Raw genomic sequence first — 26,861 nt, forward strand, 5'->3', positions numbered from 1 at the left:
GGAGGGGATTAAGTCGTTTGTGCCATAAACGACTTAATCCCCTCCGTCCCCTTTTTTGTCAGCCGGCGAAGCCGCCTTCGGCGAGGTAGTCGAGTTCTTCCGGCGTCGGGATGCGGCCCAGCACGGCGTTGCGATGCGGGAAACGGCCGAAGCGGCGGATGATGTCGCGGTGCAGTTCGGCGTACTGCAGGTATTCCTTGTCACCCAGCACGTCGAACATCGCCACCGAGCGGTCCTGGTCCAGCGGATCCTCGGAGTGCTCGAACGGCAGGTAGATGAACGCACGCAGCTTCGGCACCAGCTGCAGGTCCAGCCCTTCCTCGATCGCGCGCATGGCGTAGTGCCGGGCCAGCCCATCGGTGGCGTAGGAATGGGCGGTACCGCGGAAACAGTTGCGCGGGAACTGGTCCAGCAGCAACATCAACGCCAGCGCGCCCTCGGCGCTGCCCAGCCAGTGTTCGCGCGCGCGCGAGGCGGCGGCGAAATGCTCATCCAGGAACAACTGGCGGAACTGCGCGTCGAACGCGTCGTCGCGGGCGAACCACTTCGCAGGGCCCGCCTCCTTCCAGAATTCCACCACTTGCGCGGCAACGTCCATCACCTACTCCCCAGGGCCGGCGCGCCGCACCAGGCCATCATCATCATTCGTCGAAGCGCAGGTGGCGGACCGACTTGCCGTTGCGCCGGATAAGCTTAAGCGCCTCGATGCCGATCTGGATATGGTTTTCCACGAACTGGGAGCTGACCTTGGCATCGGAGGCCTCGGTCTTGACCCCGTCGGGGATCATCGGCTGGTCCGAGACCAGCAGCAGCGCGCCACTGGGGATATGGTTGGCAAAGCCGGCGGCGAACACCGTCGCCGTTTCCATGTCGATGGCCATGCAGCGCATCGCCCGCAACCGCTCCTTGAACGCCTCGTCGTGCTCCCAGACCCGGCGGTTGGTGGTGTAGACGGTGCCGGTCCAGTAATCGTGGCCAAGGTCACGGATCATGGTCGAGACCGCACGCTGCAGCGCGAACGCCGGCAGTGCCGGCACTTCCGGCGGCAGGTAGTCGCCCGAGGTGCCTTCGCCGCGGATTGCGGCGATCGGCAGCACCAGGTCGCCCAGCTGGTTCTTGCGCTTGAGCCCACCGCACTTGCCCAGGAACAGCACCGCCTTGGGCATCACCGCCGACAGCAGGTCCATGATGATCGCGGCATTGGGACTGCCCATGCCGAAGTTGATCATGGTGATGCCGTCGATGGTGGCGCTGGCCATCGGCCGGTCCAGGCCAATCACCGGCGCGCCGGTCAGCTCGGAAAAGGTATGCAGGTAGCCACCGAAGTTGGTCAGCAGGATGTGCTGGCCGAACTGGTCCAGGGGCACGCCGGTATAGCGCGGCAGCCAGTTGTCGACGATTTCCTGCTTGCTCTTCATGGCCGGGGTCCGGTACGGCGGGGGACCGGCTATTTTCGGCCAGGCGGGCGGTGCCGTCGAGACACCGTGGGCCAGCCTGTGAAGAAGGTCACTTGGCAAGCCCACCGCCGCCCGGCTAGCGTCGGCGGCTGGATCACGCTGCAAGGGGAACTGCATGGCATCGACGTTGTTGCGCGCCGGGGTGGCACTGGCGCTGCTTTCAGTGGGCATGGCACCGGCGGTGGGCGCTTCGCGCTTTGTCGCCGATCCGTATCCCAGCACCTACCAGGCGCATCCGGATGCGCCGGTGCTGATCCAGAACGCCACCGTGCTGACCGGCACCGGCCAGCGCCTGGACAATGCCGACGTGCTGCTGCGCGACGGCCGCATCGTCGCCGTCGGCCGCCAGCTGCAGGCCGAGGCCGGCGTTACCCGCATCGATGCGCAGGGCAAGTGGGTCACCCCCGGGCTGATCGACGTACATTCGCACCTGGGCGTGTATCCCAGCCCCGGCGTGGGCGCGCACAGCGACGGCAACGAGATCACCGCACCGGTCACCGCCAACGTATGGGCCGAGCACTCGGTGTGGCCGCAGGACCCCGGCTTCGCCACGGCATTGGCCGGCGGCGTGACCAGCATGCAGGTGCTGCCCGGCTCGGCCAACCTGGTCGGCGGCCGTGGCGTGACCCTCAAGAACGTGCCGGCGGTGACCTACCAGGCGATGAAATTCCCCGGTGCACCGTGGGGGCTGAAGATGGCCTGCGGCGAGAACCCCAAGCGGGTCTATGGCGAAGGCAAGGGCGTGGCCCCGTCCACGCGCATGGGCAATGTGGCCGGCTACCGCGCCGCCTTCATCGATGCCGCCGACTACATCGCCAAGAACACGCCCAAGCCGGCCAAGCGCAAGGGCTGGTTCGGCAGCGACAAGGGCGATAGTGCCGGTGATGCCGGCGGCAAGCGCGACCTCAAGCTGGACACGCTGGCCGGCGCGATCGAAGGCGACATCCGCGTGCACATCCACTGCTACCGCGCCGACGAGATGGCCACCATGCTCGACCTGGCCAAGGAGTTCGGCTTCAAGGTGGCCGCCTTCCACCACGGGGTGGAGGCCTACAAGCTGGCCGACCGCCTGGCTGCCGACGGCGTCTGTGGCGCACTGTGGGCCGACTGGTGGGGCTTCAAGATGGAAGCCTTCGACGGCATTCCGGAGAACATCGCGCTGGTCGACCGGCCGAAGAACAGCTGCGCCATCGTGCACTCCGATTCCCCCGAGGGCATCCAGCGCCTGAACCAGGAAGCGGCCAAGGTGATGGCCTCCGCGCGCCGCGCACGCATGCCGGAGATCACGCCCGAACACGCCATCACCTGGATGACTGCCAACGCCGCCAAGGCGCTGGGCATCGAAGGCCAGACCGGCACCCTGGAGGCCGGCAAGATGGCCGATGTGGTGGTGTGGAACGGGAACCCGTTCAGTTCGTACGCGCTGGCCGAGCAGGTGTTCATCGACGGCCGGCGCCTGTATGACCGCAGTGCGCCGGCGACGACGCCACGTTCCGATTTCCAGCTTGGCCAGGAGGTGCGCTGATGGGAATGCTCAAGCAGTGGCTGCAGTCTGCCGCGAAGGGCCGCCGGGCGTGGCTCGGCTCTACTGCCATGGTGCTGGCCAGCATCTCCGCATCCGCCCAGGCGCAGGACCTGCTGGTGCGCAACGCGACGGTGCACACCGCCGGCGCGCGCGGCAGCCTGCACAACACCGACGTGCTGGTGCAGGGCGGGATCATCCGCGCGGTGGGCAGTGGCCTGTCCGCACCAGCCGGCACCCGCGTGGTCGATGCCGATGGCCGGCCCCTGACCCCCGCCCTGTTCGGCGGCATCACCGAGACCGGCATCGAGGAGGTCTCCGGCGAATCGAGCACGGTGGACAGTTCGCTGAAGATCGGCGAGCAACCGCTGCGGCCGGAATTCGACGTCACCCTGGCCTACAACCCGGCCTCGGTGCTTATTCCGGTGACGCGGCTGGAAGGCATCGGCTTCACCGCACTCGGCGCGGCCACCGGCGGCGGCTTCGTGGCCGGCCAGGGCGGCGTGATGCGGCTGGACGGCAGCATCGACCCGATCGGGCCGCGTGCACTGTTCCTGCGCATGGGCGCGGCCGCCTCCGAACTGACCGGGCACTCGCGTGCCGCGCAGTGGATGCTGCTGCAACAGATGATCGACGAGGCGCGCGGCCAGGTGGCCGCGGATTCGCCGCATGCGCTGCTGACGCCCGCCGGACGCCGCGCGCTCAGCCGCTACCTGGCCGGCCAGGGCCGCATCGTGGTGGAGGTGGACCGTGCCGCCGATATCCGCCAGCTGCTGCGCTGGGCCGCCCGCGAGAAGGTGAAGATCGCCATCGCCGGTGCCAGCGAGGCCTGGCAGGTGGCGCCTGAACTGGCCGCCGCCCATGTGCCGGTGTTCGTCGATGTACTGGCCAACCTGCCGGCCAGCTTCGACCAGATCGGCGCCACCCTGGAAAACGCCGCACGCCTGCAGCGCGCAGGCGTGGCGGTTTCCTTCGTGCAGCGCGGCGACGCCACCCACAACGCGCGCAAGATGCGCCAGCTGGCCGGCAATGCGGTGGCCCATGGACTGCCCTGGGCCGATGGCCTGGCCGGGCTGACCCGGGTGCCGGCGCAGGCGTTCGGCGTCGGCGACCAGATCGGCAGCATCGAGCCCGGCAAGCGTGCCGACCTGGTGCTGTGGGAAGGTGACCCGCTGGACGTGGCGCACTATGCCGAACAGGTCTGGCTGGGCGGCCGTGCGATGCCGATGCGTTCGCGCCAGACCGACCTTCGCGACCGTTACCTGCAGCGCAATGCGCAGCCCTGACCGCAGACAAGGAGCCCCCCGATGACCACGCTGCGCTGGTATTTCGACTTCATCTCGCCCTATTCCTACCTGCACTGGCAGAAGCTGAAGCAGCTGCCGCAGTTCGCGCAGATCCAGACCGTGCCGATCGCCTTCGGTGCGGTGCTGCATCACCTGGGCAACCTCGGCCCGGCCGAAATCCCGGCCAAGCGCCGCTTCGTCTACCGCCAGCTGCTGTGGACCGCACAGGCCGAGGGCACCCCGCTGCGGTTCCCGCCAGGCCACCCGTTCAACCCGCTGTCGGCGCTGCGCCTGTGCCTGGCTGCGGGCGCCAGCACGCAGGCGGTGGACGTGCTGTTCGACTGGATCTGGCGCGATGGCAACGCCGCCGACAGTGCCGCGGCCCTGCGCGAACCCGCGGCACGGCTGGGTATCGACGATGCCGACAGCGCCATTGCCGACCCGGCGGTCAAGGAGCAGCTGCGCCGCAACACCGAGGCCGCGATCGCCGCCGGGGTGTTCGGGGTGCCGACCCTGGCCATCGACGATGAGCTGTTCTGGGGCAACGACGCGCACCCGCTGATGGCGGCGGTCCTGGCCGATCCGGGCCTGCTGCAGCAGCCCGAATGGCAGCGCCTGGCCAGCCTGCCGGTGGCGGTGCAGCGCAACCGCTGAACAGGGCCGGCGCGTTGCCCTCGCGCGCCGGGCCCGGTTTTGAGATAGTTTTCACATTTCCGAACCTACAACCGCCCTGGAGGGGGAGCCGCGGATGCGCATCGGAATCGTCGTCGACTCGGCCTGCGACCTGCCGCAGGAGTTCATTGCCGAGCACAACATCGTGCTGCTGCCGATCACCGTGCGGATCGGCGAAGCGGTGCTGGCCGATCACCGCGATGAGCAGGCCACGCTGAGTTTCCTGCACGCGCACGTGGCCGAACACGGTGCCGAGGCGGAGACCATCCCCTTCAGCGTCAACCAGATCCGCGACCTGTTCCTGCAGCAGCTGGTGATCGATTACGACCACGTGTTCTGCATGACCATCACCAAGACCCGCAGCCCGATCCACGACAACGCGCTGCAGGCCAGCTTCGCCATCCTCAACGACTACAAGCCGGTACGGCAGGCGGCAGGCTACAACTCGCCGTTCGCGCTGCGCGTGCTCGACACCCAGAACCTGTTCGCCGCGCAGGCGGTGACTGCTGTGGAAGCGGTGCGCCTGCGCGAGAGCAATGCCAGCGTGCAGCAGATCCGCGAGCGGCTGGAAGAACTGGCCGGCAACGTGCACGGCTACATGGTCACACGCGATCTGTACTACATGCGTGCGCGTGCACGGCACAAGGGCGACCGCAGCGTTGGCCTGCTCAGCGCTGCACTTGGCAGTGCGCTGGACATCAAGCCGGTGCTGCATGGCTACCGCGGCGAGACCGGGCCGGTGGCCAAGATCAAGGGCTTCGACAATGCCGTGCAGAAGCTGTTCGCGGTGGTCGGCCAGCGCGTGCGTGCCGGGCTGATGACCCCCACGGTCTGCGTCAGCTACGGCGGCGAGCTGGACGAGCTGCGCACCCTGCCCGGCTATGCGCAGCTGAAGGAGGTCTGCGCCAGCCACGGCGTGACCGTGTACGAATCGGTGATGAGCCTGACCGGCATGGTCAATGTCGGCAAGGGCGCGGTCACCGTGGGCTTTGCCGATGGGCCGCATCGGTTCGAATGATGGCTGGCCACAGGCTGGAATCTGCACATCGATTCCACCGCCACTGTGCCAGCCTTGCCGCACTTCAAGGAGAACACCATGCCTGCGCAGTACCACATCAGCCTGCCCGATCCGTCCAAGGCCCGCGGCAACGACCCTGACCTGTCCTTCCATTCGCAGGGCGCCGCCGGCTTCGCCGAAGAACTGCAGGACGCCCTGCGCAGCGGCACCCTGTTCGAGCGCTGGAAGGCCAAGCAGCCCGACCCGGATGCGGTGGAACCGCAGTGGGGCGTGACCGACCCGGATGCCACCGTGACCGGCGAGCAGAAGGACCTGCGCATCAACCTGGTGGCCACCACCCGTATCGACAGCGATGTGTTCAAGCAGCGCCTGCGCCTGCTGGCCGGCCACCACTGGGAACTGCGCGACGTGCGTTGAGATGCCGCGCCGGGCAACGCCCGGCGTGCCGCTGCCACGCTAGCGGCCGACCTGGATTGGGACTATCTGCGGTTTGGGGATGCTGCTATCGTGCCGCCGCCAACGGTAGCGGCACGGATTGCACATGGACCCCAAGCTGAAAGCCCTCATCGAGCAGACCAACCTGGACGACCTGCTGCCGCAGGCCTCCCGGGAAATGGACCTGCAGCAGCCGGTGGCCCCCCCGGAACCTGCCAAGCCACAGCCCGCACGCTCGACAGGCGACGCACTGCAGGTGCACTTCGGTGGCACCGACATGGTCGGCAAGCTGGCCAACGCGCCCACCAGCGGCAGGGTGAAGACCTTCGCGATGGTCCTGTTCGGCGGACCGACCATCGTGTTCGGCCTGCTCCTGCTCGGCATGGTCTGGACCGACCCGGCGAAGCCGGCCTTCGCCCGTGCCTGCGGCACGCTCATCGCTTTGCTGCTGGTCGGCATCTGGCCCTACCTGTTGTTCCGCAAGCGGGAAAAACCCCAGCCCTGAGCGGCGGTGGGTTCCACCGTGCCGGCCTGGCCGCTCAACGGTCCTGCCATCCACCGCCGAGTGCGCGGTACAGCTCCACCCGTGCGATCGCTGCCGTGGCCTGGCTGTTGGCCAGCGCGGCCTGGTTGTCCAGTGCGATGCGCTGGGTGGTCAGCACGTCCAGCATGTCGACCACGCCGGCCTGATACTGCCGGCGCGCGGCGCCCAGCGCGGTCTCGCTCTCGTCCACCGCCACATGCAGCTGCAGCGTACGCTGCTGCTCGGCGGCATAGCCATCGATGGCATCGTCCACTTCGTGCCACGCCTGCAGCACGGTGCGACGGAACTGCAGCGCCGACTGTTGCTGCTGCAGCCTGCTCAGCGCCAGGTTGGCCTGCAGGCGGCCGCCCTGGAAGATCGGCACGCTGATCGACGGCCCGATGCTGAAGCGGTGCGCGTTCCAGCCGTCCAGGTCATCCAGCTGCCTGGCCTGGAAACCGGCATCGCCGTTCAAGGTGATGCGCGGCAGGAAGCTGGCCTTGGCCACGCCGATTCCCGCCGTGGCCGCATGCAGTGCCGCCTCGGCACGGCGGATGTCCGGCCGCCGCGCGGCCAACTCGCTGGGCACGCCCACCGCCACCGCCGGCAATGCCGGCCAGTCACGTCGTGCATCCTGCAACTGCGCATCCAGGGCCTGCGGTGGTTGCGCCAGCAGCAACGCCAGTGCATTGCGCAGCTGTGATTCGCGGTGCCGCAGCGGTGCGATGCGTGCCTGCAACGCTGCGACCTGCGCGGCCGCGCTGGATACCTGCAAGGTGCTGGCCACGCCGTGGCGCTGGCGCGCTTCGGTCAGGCGCTTGATGTCGTGGGCGATGCTGAGGTTGTCCTCGGTGATCGCCAGCAGCTGCCGGGTCGCGCGCAACTGCAGGTAATCACGCGCGGTTTCCGCCAGCAACGCGATGCGCACCGCATGCGCATCTTCCTCCGCCATCTGCACGCGTGCATCGGCCGCTTCCACCTGGCGGCGCACGCGTCCCCACAGGTCCAGTTCCCAGCTCAGGCCGATGCCGGCCTGGAACAGCCCGTAATCATCACGACCGCCGTTGCCGGACGGATCATTCAGGCCCACCTCGCTGTTGCGCGCACGCACGCCGCTGGTGGTTGCGCTGACGCTGGGCAGGCGGTCGGCAGCACTGATGCCACGCGCGGCGCGGCTCTGCTGCACCCGGTTGGCGGCCAGCTGCAGGTCCAGGTTGGCCTGCAGCACCTGGCCGGCCAACTGGCCCAGCAGCGGATCGTCGAAGCCGGCCCACCAGGCGGCGTCCTGGTCGATCGCATGGCCGGCGACAGCCTCGCCCTGCCAGTGACCGGGCAGCGCTGCCTGCGGGCGCACGAAGTCCGGGCCCATCGTGCAGGCCACCAGGGCCGTGCACAGGGTGGCCGCAACGAGGGTGCGGAATACGCGGCCTGCGTTCATGCGCCCTCCCCGCCCTTGTGGCCCGGCCGGCGCTGTGCGCTCTGCGTGCGCGCGCGGCTGCCCAGATCGACGCGGGCTTCCACCGACATGCCGGCACGCAGCTGGTCGAGCAGCGGCTGGCCCGGCTCCAGCACGATCTTGACCGGAATGCGCTGCACCACCTTGGTGAAGTTGCCGGTGGCATTTTCCGGCGCAACCGCAGCGAAGGTCACGCCGGTCGCCGGGGCGATGCTGTCGATGTGGCCGCGCAGCGGCTTGCCCGGGAATACATCCACCTTCAGTTCAACCTGCTGGCCGGCCTGCATGCGGGTCATCTGCGTTTCCTGGAAGTTGGCGACCACGAACGCACGCTTCAGCGGAACCACCGCGGCCACCGGCGTGCCCGGGGTCAGGTAGGCACCCACGCGCACCGCGCGGCGGCCGACCATGCCGTCGATCGGGGCGCGCAGTTCGGTATGCGACAGGTCCAGCTCGGCGCGTGCCTGCGCCGCTTCGGCGCGCTGCACGGCGGCCTGTGCGGCCTGCACGCCGGCGGTGAGGATGTCGGTGCGCTGGCGTGCGGTCGACAGCGCCGCCTGGCCCTGCTGCAGGTGGGCGCTGGCCACGGCCTGCTTCGACTGCGCCTGCTGCGCGTTCTGCACGGTGCCGGCGCCGTCGCGGGCCAGCTCCCGGTAACGCTGCTGGTCGGCGCTGGCCAGGGTCAGTTCGGAGCGGCTGACATCGACGCTGGCCCTGGCCTGTTCAATCAGCGAGCCCTGCTGGGCCAGCGCGGCCTGCGCGTTGGCCAGCTGTGCACGGGCATTGGCAAGGTCGGCACGCGCCGCCTGCAGCGCCACCTGGTAGTCGCGGTCATCGATGCGGGCCAGCACGTCGCCGGCCTTTACCGCCTGGTTGTCCTCCACCTCCACGGTGCTGACAAAGCCGGGGATCTTCGGCGCAACCAGCGTGTAGTCGGCAACTACGTAGGCATTGTTGGTGGTCTGGTGGCCGCCGTCGCGCAGCAGCAGCCAGGCGCCGATGGCCAAGGCCAGCACGCCCAGGCCGAGGCCGGTATGGAGAGTGGTTCGATTGATCTTCATGGGGGAATTCCTGCGAAAGGTTCAGGCCACGGCACGTGGCGGATGGATGCGGGTGGGCATCCAGGCAATGAGGGGTATGAAGGCCAGCGCGACCAGCGCAACCACCCAGTACAGGTCGGCCGAGGTCAACGCCTGTACCTGCGCATGCAGGCGGGCGCCCAGCTGCGGGCCGTCGGCCAGCCACGGCTGCTCGCCAAGGCGATCCACCAGCACGGTGGAATGGAAGTGGCGACGGCCCTGGGCGACGGCATCCAGCACGCCGCTGGCGAGTACCGCAGCAAAGCCCTTGACGGTGTTGAACCAGGCCGAGGCGAACGGCCCGTCCTGTGGCGCCAGGCCACCGGTGGCCAGCATCAGCAGCGGCAGCACCGCCATCGGCTGGGCGAACACCTGCAGCAGCTGCACCCACAGGAAGTTGTCGCGGATCCAGGCAACGTCCAGCTGCGATCCAAGCCAGCACGCCAACGCCAGCATCGCCAGGCCGGTGGCCTGCACCCAGCGGCAATCCACCGCGCGGATGTTCAACAGCGCCGCCACCAGCGGCAGCGCCACCACCTGCGGCAACGCTACCCACAGCAGCATCGGTGCAGTCTGCAGCGGGCGATAGCCCTGCACGCTGGCGAGGAAGCCGGACGGGATCGAGATCACCGCCAGCAGCACGAACAGCACGCCGCCGAGCGTCACCAGCGAATAGCTGAGGTTGCGGTTGGCCAGCAGCTGCAACTTGAAGAACGGCAGCGGATGGAACCACTCGTTGATCATGAACAGCACCATCAGCCCGGCGCCGCCGCCGATCATCAGGGTGACCATCGGCGAATCGAACCAGTTCAGCCGCGGGCCCTGCACCAGGCCCAGCACCAGCAGTACCAGCGCCGGCAGTCCCAGCAGCAGGCCCACCGTATCGAACTGGGCGAATCGTTCCAGCCGCAGCGGATCCTGCGGCAAGCCCCAGCCGACCATCGCCATCGCGGCCAGGCAGTACGGCACGATCTGCCAGAACGCCCAGTGCCAGCCCACCTGTTCGACCCAGAACGCGGCCAGCGGCGTACCCATGCTGGGGCCGAACGTGGCGGTCAACGCGTAGCCGGCCAGCCCATACAGCTTGATGCCCGGCGGCAGGAAGCGCAGCGCCACGCTCATCAGCAACGGCGGCAACGCGCCGCCACACAGGCCCTGCAGTGCCCGCAGCAGCAGGAACACCTGCAGGTTCGGTGCCAGCGGGCAGAGCACGCCCAGCACCATGAAGCCGCCGATCATCGCCAACGCGAAACGGCGCAGCGAGAAGGTGGCGGCACACCAGGGGGCGAAGGCCATCGCGCTGACCGACATCGCGCTGTACAGGGCGACGATCCAGCTGCCGTCATCGACGCTGAAGCCCATCGCCCCCCGGATGTCGGCCAGCGCGACCTTGGTGACGTTCTCGTTGAAACCGGACACCAGCACCGCCAGCAGCACGCCACACAGGCCGACCAGCACGCGGCGGTCGAGCCCGGGGGCGGCAACAGGACGGGGCGCTGCGGCGGCCGGGACAGGGGCGGCCGGCACGTTCATCGCCGGTCGCCGATCCGTGCAGCGCACGGCATGTTGAGAGTCATTGGAATGCGCTCAGTGAAACTCCGGGGAGCGCAGTCTAGGGAGCCGGAACCCTGCGAAAAATGGCGTCACCGGCATCCCAGGCGTGCGCCTGGCGCACGCCCCGGCAATCAGCGCGGGCTGCCCTCGGCGTCTTCGCACATGGTCTTGATCGCGCGCCGCAGCCACTGGTGGGCGGCATCGTTGTCCAGCCGCGGGTGCCAGGCCTGGACGATGGCGGCGGTGCGTACCGGGATCGGCAACGGGAACAGGCGCAGCGGCAGCCGCATGCTGACGATCCGCTCCAGCATCACGCTCGGCATCTGCGGCAGGATCAGGTCCGATTCGGCGGCGGCGAAGATCGCGCCATGGAAGGTCGGGCTGATCAGCGCGACCCGTCGCTGCAGGCCCAGCGTGGCCAGGTCGTCGTCGATCGGGCCGCGCGGCAGGCCGCGGCGTGAGACCGCGATGTGGTCGCAGGCGGCAAAGCGCTCGGCACTGATCTCCTCGTCGAACAGCGGATGGTCTTCGCGCGCGGCGCCCATGAACGAGGTACTGAACAGGTTCTGCACCTTGGTGTCGGGCGCATGCTTGCCGGCCGTGCTGATGTAGAGGTCGATCCGCCCCTGCGCCATTGCGTCGTCGTCGGTGTCACCCTCGGGCACGAAGCGCAGCACCGCACGTGGCGCCTGCTGGCGGAACAGTTCGCGCAGGCGCCCGCCGAAGCCGCCGATGAAGACATCGTTGGCGCGCACGTTGAAGGTACGTTCCAGGGTGAGCAGGTCGATCTCGCGGCCGGCGTTGAACACGCGGTGGGCCTGCTCGATCACGTCGCGCACCTGCTCGCGCAGCTGCAGCGCGCGCGGCGTCGGCGCCAGCCCGCGGCCGGCGCGCACCAGCACCGGGTCTCCCAGCGCAGTACGGATGCGGCCGAGGGTACGGCTCATCGCCGGCGCGCTCAGGTTCATCCGCCGCGCGGCGGCGGCCACGCTGCATTCGTCAATCAGCACGTCCAGGGCCAGCAACAGGTTCAGGTCCGGCAGGGGCATGACAGTCTCCGCTAAATCAGATGACTGTACGGCACGCATTGCCACCATGGATTGCGTTTTACGCATTCATTGACTGCCGCGCACGGCATGGGTGCGCGCGGCGACATCGGCGACCATCCCCGGCCTGCCAAGGAGACATCCATGTTCACCACCCTGCTGGTCGCCCTCGACGGCGGCCCCCAGCACGCACGCGTGCTGGACCTGGCCGCGGCCATCGCCGGCCCGCGCAGCCGCCTGCACCTGCTGTGCGTGCTCGACCCCGAATTCGCGCTGGCCGCCGACGCCAGCGAGGCCGACCGCCTCGAGTACCCGGAAGCCGCGCGCCAGCGCTCGCGCGCCGAAGCCGTGCTGGCGGAAGCGCTGGCCGAGCTGCGCGAACGCGGCGTTGATGCCATCGCGCAGCTTCCCTCCGGCGATCCAGGCGAGGTGATCAGCGAGCAGGCGCGGCGCCTGAAGTGCGACCTGATCGTGATCGGCCATCGCCATCTGTCGCGCCTGCAACGCCTGTTCGAACCGTCGATCGGGCAATGGACCATCGACCACGCGCCGTGCCCGGTGCTGGTGGAAACCCGCGACCCACAACCCTAGCTGCCATGGCCTCCCGTTCCCCGTTGTTTCCCACCCGGGTCAGCTACCGCGCCCTCGGCCGCCAGTTCGGCCGGGGCGAACAGGAGCTGCTGGCGGCGATACGCCAGTTGAGCGAGCCGGATCTGCACGCCGCCGGACGGGCCCGCTTGAGCAGCCTCGGGCTGGACCCTGAAGGCTGCGAAGCATTCGTCGGCCTGTTGCCGCTGCTGGCCACCCCGACCGCACCGATCGATCTGCTGCCGGCCGGCTCACCCTTCATTTCCGCCAGCGAACTGGACCTGCTGGTCTGCCTGCTGCGCATCGCCCAGTGGCGGCACGCGCGGCCGCGCGAGGGCGACACGCTGGCGCCATTGCGCCAGCAGCTGGCACGCTGTGCACACGCGGTGCAGGCGGCACGGCTGCCCCTGCGGCAACGTTCGTTGTCACCGGTCGGGCTGCGCCTGCTCGATCCTGCGGGCTGGCAGCGGCAGCGCTGACGCCTGCCTTCAGCAGTCCATCGTGCCGTGCTCGCTGCCTTCGTCATCGAGCACCTGCGCGTGCAGCACCACCTGGTTGCGGCCCGCGCGCTTGGCCGCATACAACCCGGCATCGGCATCGGCCAGCAGCTGGTCGGCACTGGCCAGCGCGGGCGGATGCAGGTAGCCCACGCCGACGCTGATGCTGACCGATCCCTCCGCCAGCGGCAGTGACTCCACCGCATCGCGCAGGCGTTCGGCCAATGCCAATACCCCCGACAGCGCGCTTCCCGGCACGATCACCGCGAACTCCTCGCCGCCGTAGCGCGCCACACTGTCGCCGGCGCGGCCGGCGATCGCCTTCAATACCTTGGCCACGGCCTGCAGGCAGCGGTCGCCGGCCGGATGGCCGTGCTGGTCGTTGAAGGCCTTGAAATGATCGATGTCCACCAGCAGCAGCCCCAACGGGCTGCCGCTGCGCCGCGCACGGTTCCACTCGGCCAGCAGCAGCGCATCGAACTCGCGGCGGTTGGCAACGCCGGTCAGGCCATCCTGCCTTGCCAGCTGGTCGAGGCCGGCCTGGCGCTCCATCAGGTCGGTCTGCAGCAGGACGCTGCGCAGGCCGAAGCCGAGGGTCGCCACCACGAACCCGCTGACCGCCAGCGGCCGTGCGTGGTCCACCACCAGCGTGCCCACCACCAGCAGCAGCAACGGCAGGATCATCGGCCCGGCGGCCTGCACCGTGCGCACCAGCCGCGGATGCGGCAGTGCCCCCGGCGACGGTGCCCGGCTCAACGCCAGCAGTGCCAGCAGCAGGAACGGCAGGTCGATCAGCAGGTCGTTGTAGGCACCGAAGGCGTCCTCCGAGGTGTAGTGGTTGATGTAGTACGCCACCAGCAGGTAGGCCAGCGCGTACAGCGCCAGCACCCGGAAGAAACTGCGCCGCTCGGGAACATCACCGGCCAGCCAGCGCACCACCGCGAAACCGGCGATGCACAGGTTCTGCAGATCGAACATGCGCTGCATGCTGACCATGGCCAGCGGGTCGACCTCGACCCGGTCGGCGAACGACTGCGTGTGCACGAAGAACAGCACCCCCAGCAGTGCCGCCATCGCAGCATCGATCAGGCTGATGCCGGTGCGCTCGCGGCGCGCACGGGCCAGGATGAACACCAATGGCACGCCGTACAGCACGTACAGGAACAGGCTGGCCCGCGGGGTGATGTCGGCGCGGCCGGCGCCCAGCGCATCGATCATGTTGAACGCCATGCCGCCGGCCCACAGCAGCAGCGCCAGCGCAGTGGCCCGCCAGCCCAGCGCAGCGCGGTCGCGGCGTGCCCGCCACAGGCAGGCGATCGCCGCCAGCAGGGGCGCACCGGTCAGGAACACGAAGGAGCCCGCGCCGGCCGGCCCCGGCCACAGGGTCACGACCAAGCCATGGCACAGCACATACAACAGCGCCAGCACTACCGGCATGCCTCCCCCGATCCGCAAGGCCGTATGCGCGCACGATAGCCCCGCCCGCGCCACGGCCACGTAAAAAAAAGCGAAAAAGGGGACGGAGGGGATTAAGTCGCTTCAGGCACAGTGGCACAAGCGACTTAATCCCCTCCGTCCCCTTTTTTCGGGCAGGTCAGCCCTGGAGTGCGCGGGCGTGGTGGGCGATGTGCTCGCCGATGAAGCTGGCGATGAAGTAATAGCTGTGGTCGTAGCCGGGCTGCAGGCGCAGGGTCAGCGGATGGTCGGCCGCATCGCAGGCCTGCTGCAGGCGCTGCGGTTGCAGCTGGGTCTGCAGGAATTCATCGGCCTCGCCCTGGTCGACCAGCAACGGCAGGCGCTCGCCCGCCACCGCGATCAGCTCGCAGGCATCCCACTGCGCCCAGTCGGCCGGGTTGTCGCCCAGGTACGCGTGGAACGCCTTCTGCCCCCACGGCACATGGCTGGGCGCAACGATCGGCGAGAACGCCGACACGCTGCGGTACCGGCCCGGGTTGCGCAGCGCGATCACCAGCGCGCCATGGCCCCCCATCGAATGGCCGCTGATCGCGCGTGCAGCGGTCACCGCGAAGTTCGCTTCGACCAGCGCAGGCAGCTCCTGTGCGACATAGTCGTGCATGCGGTAGTGCCTGGCCCACGGCGCGCGGCTGGCATTGAGGTAGAACCCCGCGCCCTTGCCAAGGTCATAGCCTTCGGCATCGGCGACGTCATCGCCGCGCGGGCTGGTGTCGGGCGCGACGATGATCACCCCGTGCTCGGCGGCGTAGCGCTGCGCCCCCGCCTTGGTGATGACGTTCTGCTCGGTGCAGGTCAGCCCGCTCAGCCAGTACAGCACCGGCAGCCTGCGGGTTTCCGCCTGCGGCGGCAGGTACACGGCGAACTGCATGTCGCAGCCCAGCGTGGTCGAGTGATGGCGGTAGACATCCTGCCAGCCACCGAAACAGGCGCGGTGTTCGATACGTTCCATCAGGCTCTCCTGCAGGCCGGCGTCAGCCGGCACGTGTATTGATCAATTCATCCAGCCGCGACAGCAGCCGCAGCAGTAGCTCGACACCGGGCTGGCCGTCCAGGTTGCGGTACGCCGCCACCGCCACGTCGCTGCGCGGCGGCCAGTGGCCATCGGCGCGGGCTTCGTGCAAGCGCGGCAGGAATACCTGGGCCAGCCAATGTTCGAACGGCATCTCATCGATGCCGAACGCGGAATCGACCGCGCGCGGTGGCCCGACCACACCCTCGACCCACCCCAGCGCGCGCAGCGCCTGCTCGATGGGCTCGACCAGGGCCGCGCGCGGGTCTTCCGCGCGCGGCCTGCGCAGGGCATCGAGCCAACTCACGCCGCGGCTCAGTAGTGGACCACCGAACGGATCGACTTGCCTTCATGCATCAGGTCGAATGCTTCGTTGATCTTGTCCAGGTCCATGGTGTGGGTGACGAACGGCGCCAGTTCGATGTCGCCCTTCATCGCGTCCTCGACCATGCCCGGCAGCTGGCTGCGTCCCTTCACGCCGCCGAAGGCCGTACCCATCCACTTGCGGCCGGTCACCAGCTGGAACGGGCGGGTGGAGATTTCCTGGCCGGCACCGGCTACGCCGATCACCACGCTCTGGCCCCAGCCGCGGTGCGCACATTCCAGCGCCGCACGCATCACGTTGACGTTGCCGATGCACTCGAAGCTGTGGTCCACGCCCCAGGTGGTCATCTCGACGATCACCTGCTGGATCGGTGCGTCGTGATCCTTCGGGTTGACGCAGTCGGTGGCTCCGAACTCGCGTGCCAGGTCGAACTTGGACGGGTTGGTATCGACCGCGATGATGCGCCCGGCCTTGGCCTGGCGTGCCCCCTGGATCACCGCCAGGCCGATGCCGCCGAGGCCGAACACGGCCACGCTGTCGCCTTCCTGCACCTTGGCGGTGTTGTGCACCGCGCCGATGCCGGTGGTGACGCCACAGCCGAGCAGGCAGACGTGCTCCGGGTTCGCGTCCGGATTGATCTTCGCCAGCGAGACCTCCGCCACCACGGTGTACTCGCTGAAGGTCGAGCAACCCATGTAGTGGTAAAGCGGCTCGCCGTTGTAGCTGAAGCGGCTGGTGCCGTCGGGCATCACGCCCTTGCCCTGGGTGGCACGCACCGACACGCACAGGTTGGTCTTGCCGCTCTTGCAGAACAGGCACTCGCCGCACTCGGCGGTGTACAGCGGGATCACGTGGTCGCCCGGCTTGACGCTGGTCACGCCTTCGCCGACTTCGACCACGATGCCCGCGCCTTCATGGCCCAGCACCACCGGGAACAGGCCTTCCGGATCATCCCCGGACAGGGTGAACGCATCGGTGTGGCAGACACCGGTATGGGTGATCCTGACCAGCACTTCGCCCTTCTTCGGCGGAGCGACGTCGATCTCGACGATCTGCAGCGGCTGGCCGGGACCAAACGCAACGGCGGCACGGGACTTCATGATGGATTCTCCAGGGACACAAGGGAAACAGGATGCGCGGCGCGGTGTTGCGCCGCCGTTTACTTCAGGTAGGAGCGGATCAACGCGCTCATGTCGCGTACGCGTTCGGCGCGCTGGGCATCGGAGGCCGCCGGCTGGCCGAATTCCTCGCGCAGGTGCGCCTCCATCACCTCCGACATCAGGCCGTTGACCGCACCACGGATGGCCGCGATCTGCTGCAGCACCGGGCCGCAGTCGGCACCGGCTTCCAGCGCACGGTCCAGCGCGTCGCACTGGCCACGGATGCGCCTGACCCGGGCCAGGACCTTCTTCTTCTCTTCAGGGGAGTGCGGCATGGCGGGGCCACCTCGGAACTATACTGGGGGATAGTATACACAGGCGGCCGCCCGACTCAATTCGGCCGGCTCAGTCGAACACGCCCTCGCCTGCCAGGCGGGTCAGTTCATCGACCACGTAGCGCACTTTCGGCCGCAGGTGGCGGGTTGGCGGCCATAGCGCATGGATGTCGATGTGCCGCTGCATGTGCGCGTCCAGCACCGATTGCAGCGCGCCGGATTGCAGGTGGCGGCGCACCAGCGAAAGCGGCATCTGGCAGATCCCCAACCCGGCGATGGCGCCTTCGATCACCGCATCGCCGTCGTTGAGCTGGTACGCCGCATTCGGAATGAAGGTCGCCTCCGCCTCGTCGCTGCCGATCCGCCACGCCACCGGTTGGCCGTGGCGGAAGCCGACGATACTGCGGTGCTGCGCCAGCGCTTCCACGCTTTGCGGCACGCCGTGCGTCTGCAGGTACTCTGGCGACGCGCAGGTCACCAGGCGCTGGCGCCCAAGCCGGCGCGCAACCAGATGCTCGGCCTGGTGCAGCCCACCGAAGCGGATCAGCAGATCGATGCCTTCCTCGACGGGATCGACGAAGTGGTCGGTGAAAGTCATCGTCAGCTGCAGGTCCGGGTACTGCCGGCACAGCCGCAGCAGCACCGGCAGCACCACCAGCCGGCCGAACGAGGACGGCATGTCGATGCGCAGCCGCCCGCTGGGCAGGCCGGCCGAGCCCAGGCACGCCTCGGCCGCGGAGATCTCTTCCAGCGCTGCCGCGCACGACGCGTAGTAGGCCTCGCCATCGGTGGTCAGCGCGATGCGCCGCGTGGTGCGGTGGAACAGGCGCACGCCCAGTCGCGTTTCCAGCCGGGCAATCGCCTTGCCCACTGCCGAGCGCGAGATGCCCAACGCATCGGCCGCCTCGGTGAAGCTGCCCGAGCGTGCCGTGGTGACGAAGGTCACCAGGCCATTCAACGATTCCAGCGGCAACATCTTCGTTCTCCATTGGGGACAAATTGTCCCGCACAGAGGGAAATCGAAGCGCTTTATGCGTCATCGTGTCAACTCCATCCTGTGTGCACCGCGCCGCCAGCGCACTTCCCCCGCACCGAGACCGCCCATGACCACCGCCCTCTTCCAGCCCTTCGACCTCGCCGGAACCCCCCTGCGCAACCGCATCGCGATGGCACCGATGACCCGTGCCCGCAATCCCGGCTCGGTCGCCAATGCACTCACCGCGCAGTACTACCGGCAGCGTGCCAGCGCCGGCCTGATCATCAGCGAAGGCACGCCGGTCTCGCCGCAGGGGCAGGGCTACATCGACGTACCCGGCATCTGGTCCGATGCCCAGGTCGCCGGCTGGAAGGAAGTCACCGAGGCCGTGCATGCCGCACACGGCACGATCTTCGCCCAGCTCTGGCATGTCGGCCGCATGTCGCACGCCTCGCTGCAGCCCGATGGCGGCCAGCCGGTCAGTGCCGGCACCCGCCCGGTGGCCAGCGCGCCGAAGAACACGTCGTTCGTCTACCTGGAAGACGGCAGCCGAGGCCACGCTGATCCAACGCCGGCACGTGCGCTCGCGACCGGGGAGATTCCCGGCATCATCGCCGACTTCGCACGCGGTGCCGACAACGCGCTGGCCGCCGGCTTCGACGGCATCGAGCTGCATGCAGCCAACGGCTACCTGTTCGAGCAGTTCCTCAATCCGCTCATCAACCAGCGCGAAGACCACTACGGCGGTTCACTGCCCAACCGCGCACGGCTGATCCTGGAGACCGTCGACGCGATGGCAGAACGCATCGGCGCGCAACGGATCGGCGTGCGCCTGGCGCCGAACAACCTCACCTTCGACATGCCGCACTACCCCGGCAACGAAGCGACCTACCTGTACCTGGCCGAGGAGCTGGGCAAGCGCGGGCTGGCCTACGTGCATCTCAACGACAACCTGCAGGGCGGCCAGCCGGTGCTGGGCGAGGCGTTCCTGCAACAGTTCAGGCAGGCCTACGGCGGCACCCTGATCCTGGCCGGCGGCATGACCCGTGATCGCGCTCTGCAGCTGCTCGAAGCCGGCACCATCGATCTGGCCGCGTTCGGCCAGCCGTTCATCGCCAACCCGGATCTGGTCGAGCGCCTGCAGCACGACCTTGCGCTGGCCACGCCCGACCGCAGCACGTATTACGGGGGCGGGATCGAAGGCTACCTCGACTATCCACGCGCGCAGTAGAACCGCGCCATGCAGGGATACGGCGCCCCCGCCCAGCGCGGCTGCGCCGCATGCCACCGCGACGATGCTCGAACACGCCCTCCGCGAGCATCGCCGGGTCCAGTTCAGTGGCGAGGGCTACGACCCGCGGGTTGGATGAACCGCGTGCCGCTCACCACGGCAGCGGCACCGCCTCGCCGTTTGCGTGCTCGCCGTAGTACAGCGAGGGCAGCAGGCGCGAAAGGAAGCTGAACTCGGTATAGCAGTGCTTGAGCAGGCCGAGCCCGACCGCATCGCTGACGTCGTTCTGCGGATCGGCACTGTCCAGGCCGAGCACGAAGCGGCTGCGCAGCACGCAGCCAAACGGTGTGTCGCGCGCGACGTGCAGCATCTGCCCATCGCAGGGATCACCCTGCGCGTCCAGGCGCACGTGGTCACCGAAGCCGATGCGCGCGGCGATCACCGCCGACACCGCGCCCGCGTCCTGCGCCGCCTGCAGGCGATCGGGCTGCAGCAGCGTGCGTGGGTCATGGAACTTCAGGCGCGCCGCCACCGGTGGAATGTCGGCCAGCGATTCCACCGCGTGGATGCTGGCGCCGTGATAGCTACGTCCACGCTGCCACGCCGCGTCCCAGCCACGGTGCTCGACATGATCGACCGGATGCCACCAGCGGATGTGCTGGGTGGTCTCGAAGAAGGTGAACCACCAGTCCAGCATGCGGCCCTTGCAGCCGTGCAGGTCGGTGCGCACGGCCACCTGCAGCGTGCCGTCCTCGCGGCGCTGGATGCCGGTCTCCAGGTGCATCGGTGCGGGGTCGAGCAGATCGTGGTGGTCGTGCCAGGCACGTGCATTCACCGCGGTATCCATGGGGGTCTCCTTCTCGGTTGGGAACCTGACAATACGGAAACGCTATTCGTTTCGCAATTATCCGGATGCGCTAAGATGGGCGCAATGAACAGCACCACCCTGCCCGAGCCCCCCTCACCGCCGCGCCGCCGCGGCCGCCCCGCGCGGCCGGAAGCCGAAGTCCGCCACGCCGTGCTGCAGGCCACCCTGGAGCTGCTGCTGGCACAGGGCTACGAAGCGACCACCATCGAGGCGGTGGCCACCCACGCCGGCGTGGCGAAGAAGACCGTGTACCGGCATGCCAGCAATCGCGAAGCACTGGTCGGGCTGGCGGTGCGCGAGTGGACCGATGGCTTCGCTCCGCAGCTGCAGCGCGACGCCCGCGATGCCGATGAAGTGCTGCCGCTGCTGCGCGACATCCTGCAGGCGGTCTGCGCGCAGGCGCTGTCGGCGCAGGCGGTGCAGGTGTTCCGCCTGCTCGCCACCGGCTTTCCCGGCAAGGACGCGCTGCTGCAGGCCTACCTGGACAACGGCATTGAACGGGGCCGTGCGTTGCTGGCCGACTGGCTGGCACGGCAGCAGCGGCGCGGGCTGCTGCGCGCGGGGGATCCGGCGTGCATCGCACGGCTGGTCCTGGCAATGGCCGTGGCCGAGCCGCTGCGCGAACGCGTGATCGGTGCCGTGGCCGAGGATGCGCCGGTCGAGCGCCATCTGCGTGATTGCCTGCAGCTGCTGGAGCCGTTGCTGCGCGCGCCGTAGCAGGCCCGCATCCACGCAGGGCGTGGATCTACGGGTGGGTGCCACACGCAGGGTGTGGATCTACGGGTGGGTGCCGACCGTTGGTCGGCACTCCGGGGCTGCCGGCTCAACCGCGCAGCATGTCCACGAACGCACGCAGCGCCGCCGGCATCTGCCGCTGCTTCGGGTAGTACAGCGCGAAGCCGGCAAACGGCTCACTCCAGTCTTCCAGCACCGCCACCATCTGCCCCGACTCGATGTAGGGCCGCGCGGTGTCCTCCAGCACATAGGCCAGGCCGATGCCATCGAGTACCGCACTGACCACGGTGCCCTGCTCGCCCAGGGTCAGCCGGCCCGGCACATCGATCTCCAGCGCCTGGCCCTCGCGTTCGAACTGCCACTTGTACAGGTGGCCACTGGCGAAACGGAAACGAATGCACTCGTGCCCGGCCAGATCGCGCGGATGCCGCGGCACCGGGCGCTCGCGCAGGTACGCCGGCGAGCCGACGATCAGCCCGCGCAGCGGCGGCCCCATCGGCACCGCCACCATGTCCTCGGGCACGAACTCATGCAGGCGCACGCCGGCGTCATAGCCCTCGGCGACGATGTCGACCAGGCCATCGTTCTCGGTCAGCTCCACCCGGATGTCCGGGTGCGCGTGCAGGAAGCGCGCCAGCCGCGGTCCCAGCTGGGTCGCCACGGCGGCGCGGGTGGCATTGATGCGCAGCAGGCCGGCCGGCACAGCGCGGAACTGGTTCATTTCCTCCAGCGCGTCATGCACCTGGCCGAGCGCCGGCTGCAGGCGCTCCAGCAGGCGCTGCCCGGCCTCGGTCAGGGCCACGCTGCGGGTGGTACGGTGGAACAACCCCACCCCCAGCCGCTCTTCCAGCGCGCGGATCGCATAGCTCACCGCCGAGGTCGACAGCGCCAGCTCGGCGCCGGCACGGCGGAAGCTGCGGTGGCGGGCGACCGCGGCGAACGCGGCCAGGTGGGAGAGATTGTCAGTGGCCACGATTGTGCAGTTTCACTTGATGAATCATGCCGATATCCGCGCTTCTTGCCACTGGGTACGGGGCGTATTGTAAAACGCCTTTCGACAAACCCTGCCAAGGATTCCCCATGTCCCTCGCCCGTGGTTACGCCGTCCATTCACATACCGACCCGCTGATCCCGTACGAGTTCGAACGCCGCGCGGTCGGCCCGGACGACGTGCGCATCGAGATCCTGTACAGCGGCATCTGCCACTCCGACCTGCACCAGGCCCGAGACGACTGGGGCGGCTCGATCTATCCGATGGTGCCGGGCCACGAGATCATCGGCCGGGTCACCGAGGTCGGCAGCAACGTCACCCGCTTCAAGGTCGGCGACCACGCCGGCGTCGGCTGCATGGTCGATTCCTGCCGCCACTGCGATGCCTGCGAGCACGATCTCGAGCAGTACTGCGCCGAAGGCGCGACCTGGACCTACAACGGCCGTGAACGCGAAAGCGGCGCGCCGACCTACGGCGGCTACTCCGACCACGTGGTGGTCGAACAGCGCTTCGTGGTCAAGGTGTCCGACAGCCTGGACCTGAAGGCCGCCGCGCCGCTGCTGTGCGCGGGCATCACCACCTGGTCGCCGCTGCGCCACTGGAAGGTCGGCCCGGGCCAGAAGGTCGGCGTGATCGGCCTGGGTGGCCTCGGCCACATGGGCGTGAAGTTCGCCAAGGCGCTCGGTGCGCACGTGGTGATGATCACCACCACGCCGGAAAAGGGCGCCGACGCCAAGCGCCTCGGCGCCGATGAAGTGCTGGTCTCGCGCGATGCCGCTCAGATGAAGGCGCATGCCGGCAGCTTCGACTTCCTGCTCAACACCATCCCGGTCGGCCACGACACCAACCCGTACATGGGCCTGCTCAAGCGCGAAGCCACCATGTGCCTGGTCGGCGTGCTGACCGAGCTGGACCCGCCGCTGACCGGCGGCAGCGTGATCTTCGGCCGCAAGCACCTGACCGGTTCGGCGATCGGCGGCATGGCCGAGACCCAGGAAATGATGGACTTCTGTGCCGAGCACGGCATCGTCAGCGATGTCGAGATGATCGACATCAGGAACGTCAACGAAGCCTGGGAGCGCATGGCCCGGAACGATGTGCGCTACCGCTTCGTGATCGACATGGCGACGATGAAGAACGCCGCCTGATCGACCGCAGGCATGAAAACGAAAAACCCCGGCAGTGCCGGGGTTTTTCATGCGGGTAGTGCCGCCATCAGTACGCGAATTCGCGGAACACCGGATCGACGTCGCCGTGCCAGCGGCCATGGAACAGCGCCAGCTTGCGCTCGGCCGGGGTCAGCCCGGACTCGACGATCTCCTGCAGCACGTCCAGGAACTTGCTCTCGTCCTGGCCATCGGCATTGCGTGCGGCGCGGCGCTTCAGGCCCGCCACCGAAATCTTCACCGCTTCGCGGGCCAGGTCACGCACCGTGCCGGTACGGAACGGCAGGTTCATCGCATGCTTCGGCACGCCGTCGCGCAGTGCATGGCGCTCGGCCAGGGTGAAGTCGCGCACCAGGTCCCAGGCGGCATCCAGCGCGGTGTCGTCGTACAGCAGGCCAACCCAGAACGCCGGCAGCGCACACAGGCGGCTCCACGGGCCACCGTCGGCACCGCGCATCTCCAGGTACTTCTTCAGGCGCACTTCCGGGAACGCGGTGGTCATGTGGTCGGACCAGTCGCGCAGGGTCGGCAACGCACCCGGCAGCACCGGCAACCGGCCCTGCATGAAGTCGCGGAAGCTCTGCCCGCTGGCGTCGTGATAGATGCCATCGCGGTAGGAGAAGTACATCGGCACGTCGAGCAGGTAATCGACATAGCGTTCGTAGCCGAAACCGTCCTCGAACACGAAGTCGAGCATGCCGGTGCGATCGGCGTCGGTGTCGGTCCAGATGTGCGAGCGATAGCTCAGGTAGCCGTTGGGCCGGCCTTCGGTGAACGGCGAATCGGCGAACAGCGCGGTGGCAATCGGCTGCAGCGCCAGCGACACGCGGAACTTCTTCACCATGTCCGCTTCGGTGGCGTAGTCCAGGTTCACCTGCACCGTGCAGGTGCGGGTCATCATGTCCAGGCCCAGCGAGCCGACCTTGGGCATGTAGGCACGCATGATCTTGTAGCGGCCCTTCGGCATCCACGGCATCTCGTCGCGCTTCCACTTCGGCTGGAAGCCCATGCCGAGGAAGCCCAGCTGCAGTTCGCCGGCCACCTGTGCCACTTCGTTGAGGTGGGTACCGGTCTCCACGCAGGTCTGGTGGATGGTCTCCAGCGCCGCGCCGGACAGTTCCAGCTGCCCGGCCGGTTCCAGCGTCACCGAGGCGCCATCGCGCAGCAGGGCGATGGTGTTGCCGTTTTCCTGCACCGGCTCCCAGCCGAAGCGGACCAGGCCGTTGAGCAGCGCTTCGATGCCGCGCTCACCTTCGAAGGTCGGCGGGCGCAGGTCATCCAGGCGGAACCCGAACTTCTCGTGCTCGGTGCCGATGCGCCACTGCGCGCGGGGCTTCTCGCCGGAGGCGAGCACCTCCACCAGCTGCGAGCGGTCGGTAATGGGCGTATCGGCGACGTGGCTGGGGCTCGACAAGGGGAAGGCTCGCTGGACTGTGGCGGGGGATGTGGGGCCCGGGGCCTTCCATCGCAAGGGCGCACTATAGCGTGGCACTCCGTCGCGTCATGCGACGGTGACGGGTTTCAGCATCCTACCGACGCCCTCTTGACCCTCGTACACTCACGGCCATGAGCCGCCATTCACGACACCCCGAACTGCACCGCTCCGAGCGCGTCGGCTGGTTGCGCGCCGCCGTGCTGGGCGCCAACGATGGCATCGTTTCGGTGGCCGGCCTGGTAGTCGGCGTCGCCGCCAGCGGCGCCTCGGCCAGCACGCTGCTGGCCACCGGCGTGGCCGGCACCGTGGCCGGCGCGATGTCGATGGCGGCGGGCGAATACGTCTCGGTCCAGACCCAGGCCGACACCGAAGACGCCGACCTGGCGATGGAAAGGCGCGAGCTGCACGAAGATCCGCACAGCGAGCTGGAAGAACTGGCCGCGATCTACCGCCACCGGGGCCTGGACCCGGCACTGGCACGGCAGGTCGCCGAGCAGCTCACCGCCCACGATGCGCTGGGCGCCCATGCACGCGACGAGCTCGGCATCACCGATACCCTGCGTGCCCGCCCGCTGCAGGCGGCGCTGGCCTCGGCCGGTGCTTTCACCTGCGGCGCGGCCCTGCCGGTACTGACCGCCCTGTTCGCCCCCATCGACAAGGTCGCCCTGATGACCACCGCCAGCACCCTGCTCGGCCTGTGCCTGACTGGCGCGATGGCCGCGCAGGCCGGCGGCGCACCGCCGCTGCGAGGCGCGATCCGGGTGATGTTCTGGGGTGCGCTGGCAATGGCCGCCGCCGCCGGCGTCGGCCGCCTGTTCGGTGCCCACGTGGCATGACCGGCATGCTGCCCGCGGCCACCGCTCTGCTGGCGGAGATGGCCAGCCTGGCCGGCTGCGAACGCGCCGAGGGCTATGCCTGCATCACCGCACGCCGCGAACACGGAGCCAGCTCGGTGGAGATTCCCCAGCCGCAGCTCGCGATCCTGCTGGAAGGCCGCAAGCAGGTGCGTACCGCGCACCAGTCGCTGCAGTTCGTTCCCGGCGACATCCTGCTGCTGACCCAGCGCTGCCGCATCGATGTGGTCAACAGCCCCGACCCCCGCAGCGGCCGCTACCTCAGCGCCATCGTGCCGTTGTGCGCCGAGGTGCTGGCCGCCGCGCGCGCCCTGTGGGGCGAGGAACTGCCCAGCCCCGGGCCGGCGGTGGCACGGCTGGCCTTGAGCGAACACGGCGCGCTGCTGCGGCAGTGGCGGCAGTCGCTGCAGGACGGCCGCTACAGCGAGGCGCGGCTCGCCCTGGCAGCGCTGGTGCTGAGCCTGTGCCGGCAGGGGCATGGCAACCTGTTGCTGCCGCAGGCACCCAGCCTGGGTGAACAGATCCGCGACCGCATTGCCGCCGAACCAGCGCGCGACTGGCAATCACGCGACATTGAAGAACGCTTCGCGTTGAGCGGCGCGACCCTGCGCCGCCGCCTGGCCGCCGAGCACACCAGCCTGCGCCAGCTGCTCACCGAGGCACGCCTGGCACATGGCATGCAACTGCTGTACACCACCAACCTGCCACTGAAGACCGTCGCCGCGCGCGCCGGCTACCGCTCTGCGGCGAGCTTCAGCAAACGCTTCGCCGAACAGTACGGGCTGGCGCCGACCGACATCTAGGGTGGGGTTCGACAGGGCTGCGCCCTGCACCCGCAGACGCAACGGCAACAGCCGAAGCAAGAGCCGAAGCAACAGCAACAGCGGCTATCCGAGGGATGGCGGGGCGGTGTGGGGGGCAGGACACGCCGTAAACCCATCCATGGGGGCTCGATGGCGCCATCCATGGCGCCAACGGTCCTGCACCCCACACCGCCCCACCTCTGACAGATCCCTGCGGCTGTTGGTAGGTGTCGACCTTGGTCGACACGATTTTTCTGTCAGATATCGAAATCAATCTGGGGTCAGATCCGTTTTCCTGCGGAAAACGGATCTGACCCCAAGAGCATTTCCGACAGACCGCAGCAAACTGTCGAAGGCAGGGTGGGTCCGGTTGCGGGAATGTCCGCGGCATGGATGCCGCGGCCAAGCCCCCATGGGTGAGGGC

Annotated in this window: 28 protein-coding genes; 13 read left to right on the forward strand and 15 right to left on the reverse strand. The window is 68.6% G+C overall.

The window, feature by feature from the left end; genetic code table 11:
* Window positions 1-58: 58 nt before the first annotated feature.
* Entirely contained in the window at window positions 59-598 is a 540-nt protein-coding gene (locus Q0P60_RS17980) for a DUF924 family protein (protein ID WP_049421811.1), read from the reverse strand.
* Window positions 599-641: 43 nt separating this feature from the next.
* On the reverse strand, window positions 642-1,418 hold the full coding sequence (locus tag Q0P60_RS17985; RefSeq protein WP_005414446.1) for an AMP nucleosidase: 777 nt from the start codon (window positions 1,416-1,418) through the stop codon (window positions 642-644).
* Window positions 1,419-1,626: 208 nt separating this feature from the next.
* Here Q0P60_RS17985 and Q0P60_RS17990 point away from each other — a divergent pair, with 208 nt between their 5' ends.
* From Q0P60_RS17990 to Q0P60_RS18015, 6 genes are all read left to right on the forward strand, one after another.
* Window positions 1,627-2,982, forward strand: a complete 1,356-nt coding sequence (locus Q0P60_RS17990) for an amidohydrolase (RefSeq protein WP_294996810.1) — start codon at window positions 1,627-1,629, stop codon at window positions 2,980-2,982.
* Window positions 2,982-4,265: an amidohydrolase family protein gene (locus Q0P60_RS17995; protein ID WP_294996761.1), complete on the forward strand. Its 1,284-nt coding sequence runs from the start codon at window positions 2,982-2,984 to the stop codon at window positions 4,263-4,265. Before Q0P60_RS17990 ends, Q0P60_RS17995 begins: the two co-directional genes overlap by 1 nt.
* A 21-nt stretch (window positions 4,266-4,286) precedes the next feature.
* Window positions 4,287-4,919, forward strand: a complete 633-nt coding sequence (locus Q0P60_RS18000; RefSeq protein WP_294996763.1) for a 2-hydroxychromene-2-carboxylate isomerase — start codon at window positions 4,287-4,289, stop codon at window positions 4,917-4,919.
* Window positions 4,920-5,013: 94 nt separating this feature from the next.
* On the forward strand, window positions 5,014-5,955 hold the full coding sequence (locus Q0P60_RS18005) for a DegV family protein (protein ID WP_294996765.1): 942 nt from the start codon (window positions 5,014-5,016) through the stop codon (window positions 5,953-5,955).
* Window positions 5,956-6,033: 78 nt separating this feature from the next.
* Window positions 6,034-6,372: a hypothetical protein gene (locus Q0P60_RS18010; protein WP_006469105.1), complete on the forward strand. Its 339-nt coding sequence runs from the start codon at window positions 6,034-6,036 to the stop codon at window positions 6,370-6,372.
* Window positions 6,373-6,496: 124 nt separating this feature from the next.
* The gene (locus Q0P60_RS18015; RefSeq protein WP_294996768.1) at window positions 6,497-6,895 is read left to right on the forward strand and encodes a hypothetical protein; all 399 of its coding nucleotides are present in this window, start codon (window positions 6,497-6,499) and stop codon (window positions 6,893-6,895) included.
* 34 nt (window positions 6,896-6,929) lie between these two features.
* Here the strand turns inward: Q0P60_RS18015 and Q0P60_RS18020 are convergent, their stop codons facing one another.
* The 4 genes from Q0P60_RS18020 to Q0P60_RS18035 form a co-directional block, all read right to left on the reverse strand.
* On the reverse strand, window positions 6,930-8,351 hold the full coding sequence (locus Q0P60_RS18020; protein ID WP_294996770.1) for an efflux transporter outer membrane subunit: 1,422 nt from the start codon (window positions 8,349-8,351) through the stop codon (window positions 6,930-6,932).
* On the reverse strand, window positions 8,348-9,430 hold the full coding sequence (locus Q0P60_RS18025) for an HlyD family secretion protein (RefSeq protein ID WP_294996772.1): 1,083 nt from the start codon (window positions 9,428-9,430) through the stop codon (window positions 8,348-8,350). Before Q0P60_RS18025 ends, Q0P60_RS18020 begins: the two co-directional genes overlap by 4 nt.
* A 21-nt stretch (window positions 9,431-9,451) precedes the next feature.
* Window positions 9,452-10,981, reverse strand: a complete 1,530-nt coding sequence (locus Q0P60_RS18030) for an MFS transporter (protein WP_294996774.1) — start codon at window positions 10,979-10,981, stop codon at window positions 9,452-9,454.
* Between the two features lie 152 nt (window positions 10,982-11,133).
* Window positions 11,134-12,051 (reverse strand): LysR family transcriptional regulator, encoded by a 918-nt coding sequence (locus tag Q0P60_RS18035; protein ID WP_294996775.1) that lies wholly within the window; start codon window positions 12,049-12,051, stop codon window positions 11,134-11,136.
* A 141-nt stretch (window positions 12,052-12,192) separates the two neighbouring features.
* On the opposite strand from Q0P60_RS18035, the gene Q0P60_RS18040 reads away from it, so the two are divergent.
* Complete coding sequence (locus tag Q0P60_RS18040) at window positions 12,193-12,639, forward strand: universal stress protein (protein WP_294996776.1); 447 nt, start codon at window positions 12,193-12,195, stop codon at window positions 12,637-12,639.
* Window positions 12,640-12,644: 5 nt separating this feature from the next.
* Entirely contained in the window at window positions 12,645-13,115 is a 471-nt protein-coding gene (locus Q0P60_RS18045; protein ID WP_294996778.1) for a hypothetical protein, read from the forward strand.
* A gap of 9 nt (window positions 13,116-13,124) precedes the next feature.
* On the opposite strand, the gene Q0P60_RS18050 is transcribed toward Q0P60_RS18045, so the two are convergent.
* The 6 genes from Q0P60_RS18050 to Q0P60_RS18075 all read right to left on the reverse strand — a co-directional run bounded on the left by Q0P60_RS18050 (window position 13,125) and on the right by Q0P60_RS18075 (window position 18,354).
* On the reverse strand, window positions 13,125-14,570 hold the full coding sequence (locus tag Q0P60_RS18050) for a GGDEF domain-containing protein (protein ID WP_294996780.1): 1,446 nt from the start codon (window positions 14,568-14,570) through the stop codon (window positions 13,125-13,127).
* A 157-nt stretch (window positions 14,571-14,727) separates the two neighbouring features.
* Window positions 14,728-15,558 carry an S-formylglutathione hydrolase gene (gene fghA / locus Q0P60_RS18055; protein WP_294996782.1) on the reverse strand — a complete coding sequence of 277 codons (831 nt, stop codon included), beginning with the start codon at window positions 15,556-15,558 and terminating at the stop codon, window positions 14,728-14,730.
* Window positions 15,559-15,580: 22 nt separating this feature from the next.
* Entirely contained in the window at window positions 15,581-15,925 is a 345-nt protein-coding gene (locus Q0P60_RS18060) for a YqcC family protein (protein ID WP_294996784.1), read from the reverse strand.
* Window positions 15,926-15,933: 8 nt separating this feature from the next.
* Window positions 15,934-17,043: an S-(hydroxymethyl)glutathione dehydrogenase/class III alcohol dehydrogenase gene (locus Q0P60_RS18065; RefSeq protein ID WP_294996786.1), complete on the reverse strand. Its 1,110-nt coding sequence runs from the start codon at window positions 17,041-17,043 to the stop codon at window positions 15,934-15,936.
* A gap of 59 nt (window positions 17,044-17,102) precedes the next feature.
* A complete protein-coding gene (frmR, locus tag Q0P60_RS18070; protein WP_049470415.1) occupies window positions 17,103-17,378 on the reverse strand; it encodes a formaldehyde-responsive transcriptional repressor FrmR in 276 nt (91 codons plus the stop codon).
* Between the two features lie 70 nt (window positions 17,379-17,448).
* On the reverse strand, window positions 17,449-18,354 hold the full coding sequence (locus tag Q0P60_RS18075) for a LysR family transcriptional regulator (RefSeq protein WP_294996789.1): 906 nt from the start codon (window positions 18,352-18,354) through the stop codon (window positions 17,449-17,451).
* 127 nt (window positions 18,355-18,481) lie between these two features.
* Here Q0P60_RS18075 and Q0P60_RS18080 point away from each other — a divergent pair, with 127 nt between their 5' ends.
* On the forward strand, window positions 18,482-19,585 hold the full coding sequence (locus Q0P60_RS18080; protein WP_294996791.1) for an alkene reductase: 1,104 nt from the start codon (window positions 18,482-18,484) through the stop codon (window positions 19,583-19,585).
* Window positions 19,586-19,736: 151 nt separating this feature from the next.
* On the opposite strand, the gene Q0P60_RS18085 is transcribed toward Q0P60_RS18080, so the two are convergent.
* Complete coding sequence (locus Q0P60_RS18085) at window positions 19,737-20,432, reverse strand: hydrolase (protein ID WP_294996792.1); 696 nt, start codon at window positions 20,430-20,432, stop codon at window positions 19,737-19,739.
* A 75-nt stretch (window positions 20,433-20,507) separates the two neighbouring features.
* Here Q0P60_RS18085 and Q0P60_RS18090 point away from each other — a divergent pair, with 75 nt between their 5' ends.
* The gene (locus Q0P60_RS18090) at window positions 20,508-21,170 is read left to right on the forward strand and encodes a TetR/AcrR family transcriptional regulator (RefSeq protein WP_294996794.1); all 663 of its coding nucleotides are present in this window, start codon (window positions 20,508-20,510) and stop codon (window positions 21,168-21,170) included.
* A gap of 106 nt (window positions 21,171-21,276) precedes the next feature.
* Here Q0P60_RS18090 and Q0P60_RS18095 read toward each other — a convergent pair whose 3' ends face one another.
* The gene (locus Q0P60_RS18095; RefSeq protein ID WP_294996796.1) at window positions 21,277-22,161 is read right to left on the reverse strand and encodes a LysR family transcriptional regulator; all 885 of its coding nucleotides are present in this window, start codon (window positions 22,159-22,161) and stop codon (window positions 21,277-21,279) included.
* 107 nt (window positions 22,162-22,268) lie between these two features.
* Here Q0P60_RS18095 and Q0P60_RS18100 point away from each other — a divergent pair, with 107 nt between their 5' ends.
* On the forward strand, window positions 22,269-23,327 hold the full coding sequence (locus tag Q0P60_RS18100; protein ID WP_294996798.1) for an NAD(P)-dependent alcohol dehydrogenase: 1,059 nt from the start codon (window positions 22,269-22,271) through the stop codon (window positions 23,325-23,327).
* A gap of 67 nt (window positions 23,328-23,394) precedes the next feature.
* Here the strand turns inward: Q0P60_RS18100 and Q0P60_RS18105 are convergent, their stop codons facing one another.
* The gene (locus tag Q0P60_RS18105; protein WP_294996800.1) at window positions 23,395-24,759 is read right to left on the reverse strand and encodes a glutamate--cysteine ligase; all 1,365 of its coding nucleotides are present in this window, start codon (window positions 24,757-24,759) and stop codon (window positions 23,395-23,397) included.
* Window positions 24,760-24,911: 152 nt separating this feature from the next.
* On the opposite strand from Q0P60_RS18105, the gene Q0P60_RS18110 reads away from it, so the two are divergent.
* Complete coding sequence (locus Q0P60_RS18110) at window positions 24,912-25,616, forward strand: VIT family protein (protein ID WP_294996802.1); 705 nt, start codon at window positions 24,912-24,914, stop codon at window positions 25,614-25,616.
* Window positions 25,613-26,437, forward strand: a complete 825-nt coding sequence (locus Q0P60_RS18115) for a helix-turn-helix transcriptional regulator (RefSeq protein WP_294996804.1) — start codon at window positions 25,613-25,615, stop codon at window positions 26,435-26,437. The genes Q0P60_RS18110 and Q0P60_RS18115 overlap by 4 nt, the downstream gene beginning before the upstream one ends.
* Window positions 26,438-26,861: the final 424 nt, after the last annotated feature.

This window comes from uncultured Stenotrophomonas sp. (assembly GCF_945952405.1).
Lineage (GTDB): Bacteria > Pseudomonadota > Gammaproteobacteria > Xanthomonadales > Xanthomonadaceae > Stenotrophomonas.

Bases quoted from the DNA above. Each gene is read 5' to 3' on its own strand.
- Q0P60_RS17980 (WP_049421811.1), bottom strand. From the start codon at position 598: ATGGACGTTGCCGCGCAAGTGGTGGAATTCTGGAAGGAGGCGGGCCCT.
- Q0P60_RS17985 (WP_005414446.1), bottom strand. From the start codon at position 1,418: ATGAAGAGCAAGCAGGAAATCGTCGACAACTGGCTGCCGCGCTATACC.
- Q0P60_RS17990 (WP_294996810.1), top strand. From the start codon at position 1,627: ATGGCACCGGCGGTGGGCGCTTCGCGCTTTGTCGCCGATCCGTATCCC.
- Q0P60_RS17995 (WP_294996761.1), top strand. From the start codon at position 2,982: ATGGGAATGCTCAAGCAGTGGCTGCAGTCTGCCGCGAAGGGCCGCCGG.
- Q0P60_RS18000 (WP_294996763.1), top strand. From the start codon at position 4,287: ATGACCACGCTGCGCTGGTATTTCGACTTCATCTCGCCCTATTCCTAC.
- Q0P60_RS18005 (WP_294996765.1), top strand. From the start codon at position 5,014: ATGCGCATCGGAATCGTCGTCGACTCGGCCTGCGACCTGCCGCAGGAG.
- Q0P60_RS18010 (WP_006469105.1), top strand. From the start codon at position 6,034: ATGCCTGCGCAGTACCACATCAGCCTGCCCGATCCGTCCAAGGCCCGC.
- Q0P60_RS18015 (WP_294996768.1), top strand. From the start codon at position 6,497: ATGGACCCCAAGCTGAAAGCCCTCATCGAGCAGACCAACCTGGACGAC.
- Q0P60_RS18020 (WP_294996770.1), bottom strand. From the start codon at position 8,351: ATGAACGCAGGCCGCGTATTCCGCACCCTCGTTGCGGCCACCCTGTGC.
- Q0P60_RS18025 (WP_294996772.1), bottom strand. From the start codon at position 9,430: ATGAAGATCAATCGAACCACTCTCCATACCGGCCTCGGCCTGGGCGTG.
- Q0P60_RS18030 (WP_294996774.1), bottom strand. From the start codon at position 10,981: ATGAACGTGCCGGCCGCCCCTGTCCCGGCCGCCGCAGCGCCCCGTCCT.
- Q0P60_RS18035 (WP_294996775.1), bottom strand. From the start codon at position 12,051: ATGCCCCTGCCGGACCTGAACCTGTTGCTGGCCCTGGACGTGCTGATT.
- Q0P60_RS18040 (WP_294996776.1), top strand. From the start codon at position 12,193: ATGTTCACCACCCTGCTGGTCGCCCTCGACGGCGGCCCCCAGCACGCA.
- Q0P60_RS18045 (WP_294996778.1), top strand. From the start codon at position 12,645: ATGGCCTCCCGTTCCCCGTTGTTTCCCACCCGGGTCAGCTACCGCGCC.
- Q0P60_RS18050 (WP_294996780.1), bottom strand. From the start codon at position 14,570: ATGCCGGTAGTGCTGGCGCTGTTGTATGTGCTGTGCCATGGCTTGGTC.
- fghA (WP_294996782.1), bottom strand. From the start codon at position 15,558: ATGGAACGTATCGAACACCGCGCCTGTTTCGGTGGCTGGCAGGATGTC.
- Q0P60_RS18065 (WP_294996786.1), bottom strand. From the start codon at position 17,043: ATGAAGTCCCGTGCCGCCGTTGCGTTTGGTCCCGGCCAGCCGCTGCAG.
- frmR (WP_049470415.1), bottom strand. From the start codon at position 17,378: ATGCCGCACTCCCCTGAAGAGAAGAAGAAGGTCCTGGCCCGGGTCAGG.
- Q0P60_RS18075 (WP_294996789.1), bottom strand. From the start codon at position 18,354: ATGTTGCCGCTGGAATCGTTGAATGGCCTGGTGACCTTCGTCACCACG.
- Q0P60_RS18080 (WP_294996791.1), top strand. From the start codon at position 18,482: ATGACCACCGCCCTCTTCCAGCCCTTCGACCTCGCCGGAACCCCCCTG.
- Q0P60_RS18085 (WP_294996792.1), bottom strand. From the start codon at position 20,432: ATGGATACCGCGGTGAATGCACGTGCCTGGCACGACCACCACGATCTG.
- Q0P60_RS18090 (WP_294996794.1), top strand. From the start codon at position 20,508: ATGGGCGCAATGAACAGCACCACCCTGCCCGAGCCCCCCTCACCGCCG.
- Q0P60_RS18100 (WP_294996798.1), top strand. From the start codon at position 22,269: ATGTCCCTCGCCCGTGGTTACGCCGTCCATTCACATACCGACCCGCTG.
- Q0P60_RS18110 (WP_294996802.1), top strand. From the start codon at position 24,912: ATGAGCCGCCATTCACGACACCCCGAACTGCACCGCTCCGAGCGCGTC.
- Q0P60_RS18115 (WP_294996804.1), top strand. From the start codon at position 25,613: ATGACCGGCATGCTGCCCGCGGCCACCGCTCTGCTGGCGGAGATGGCC.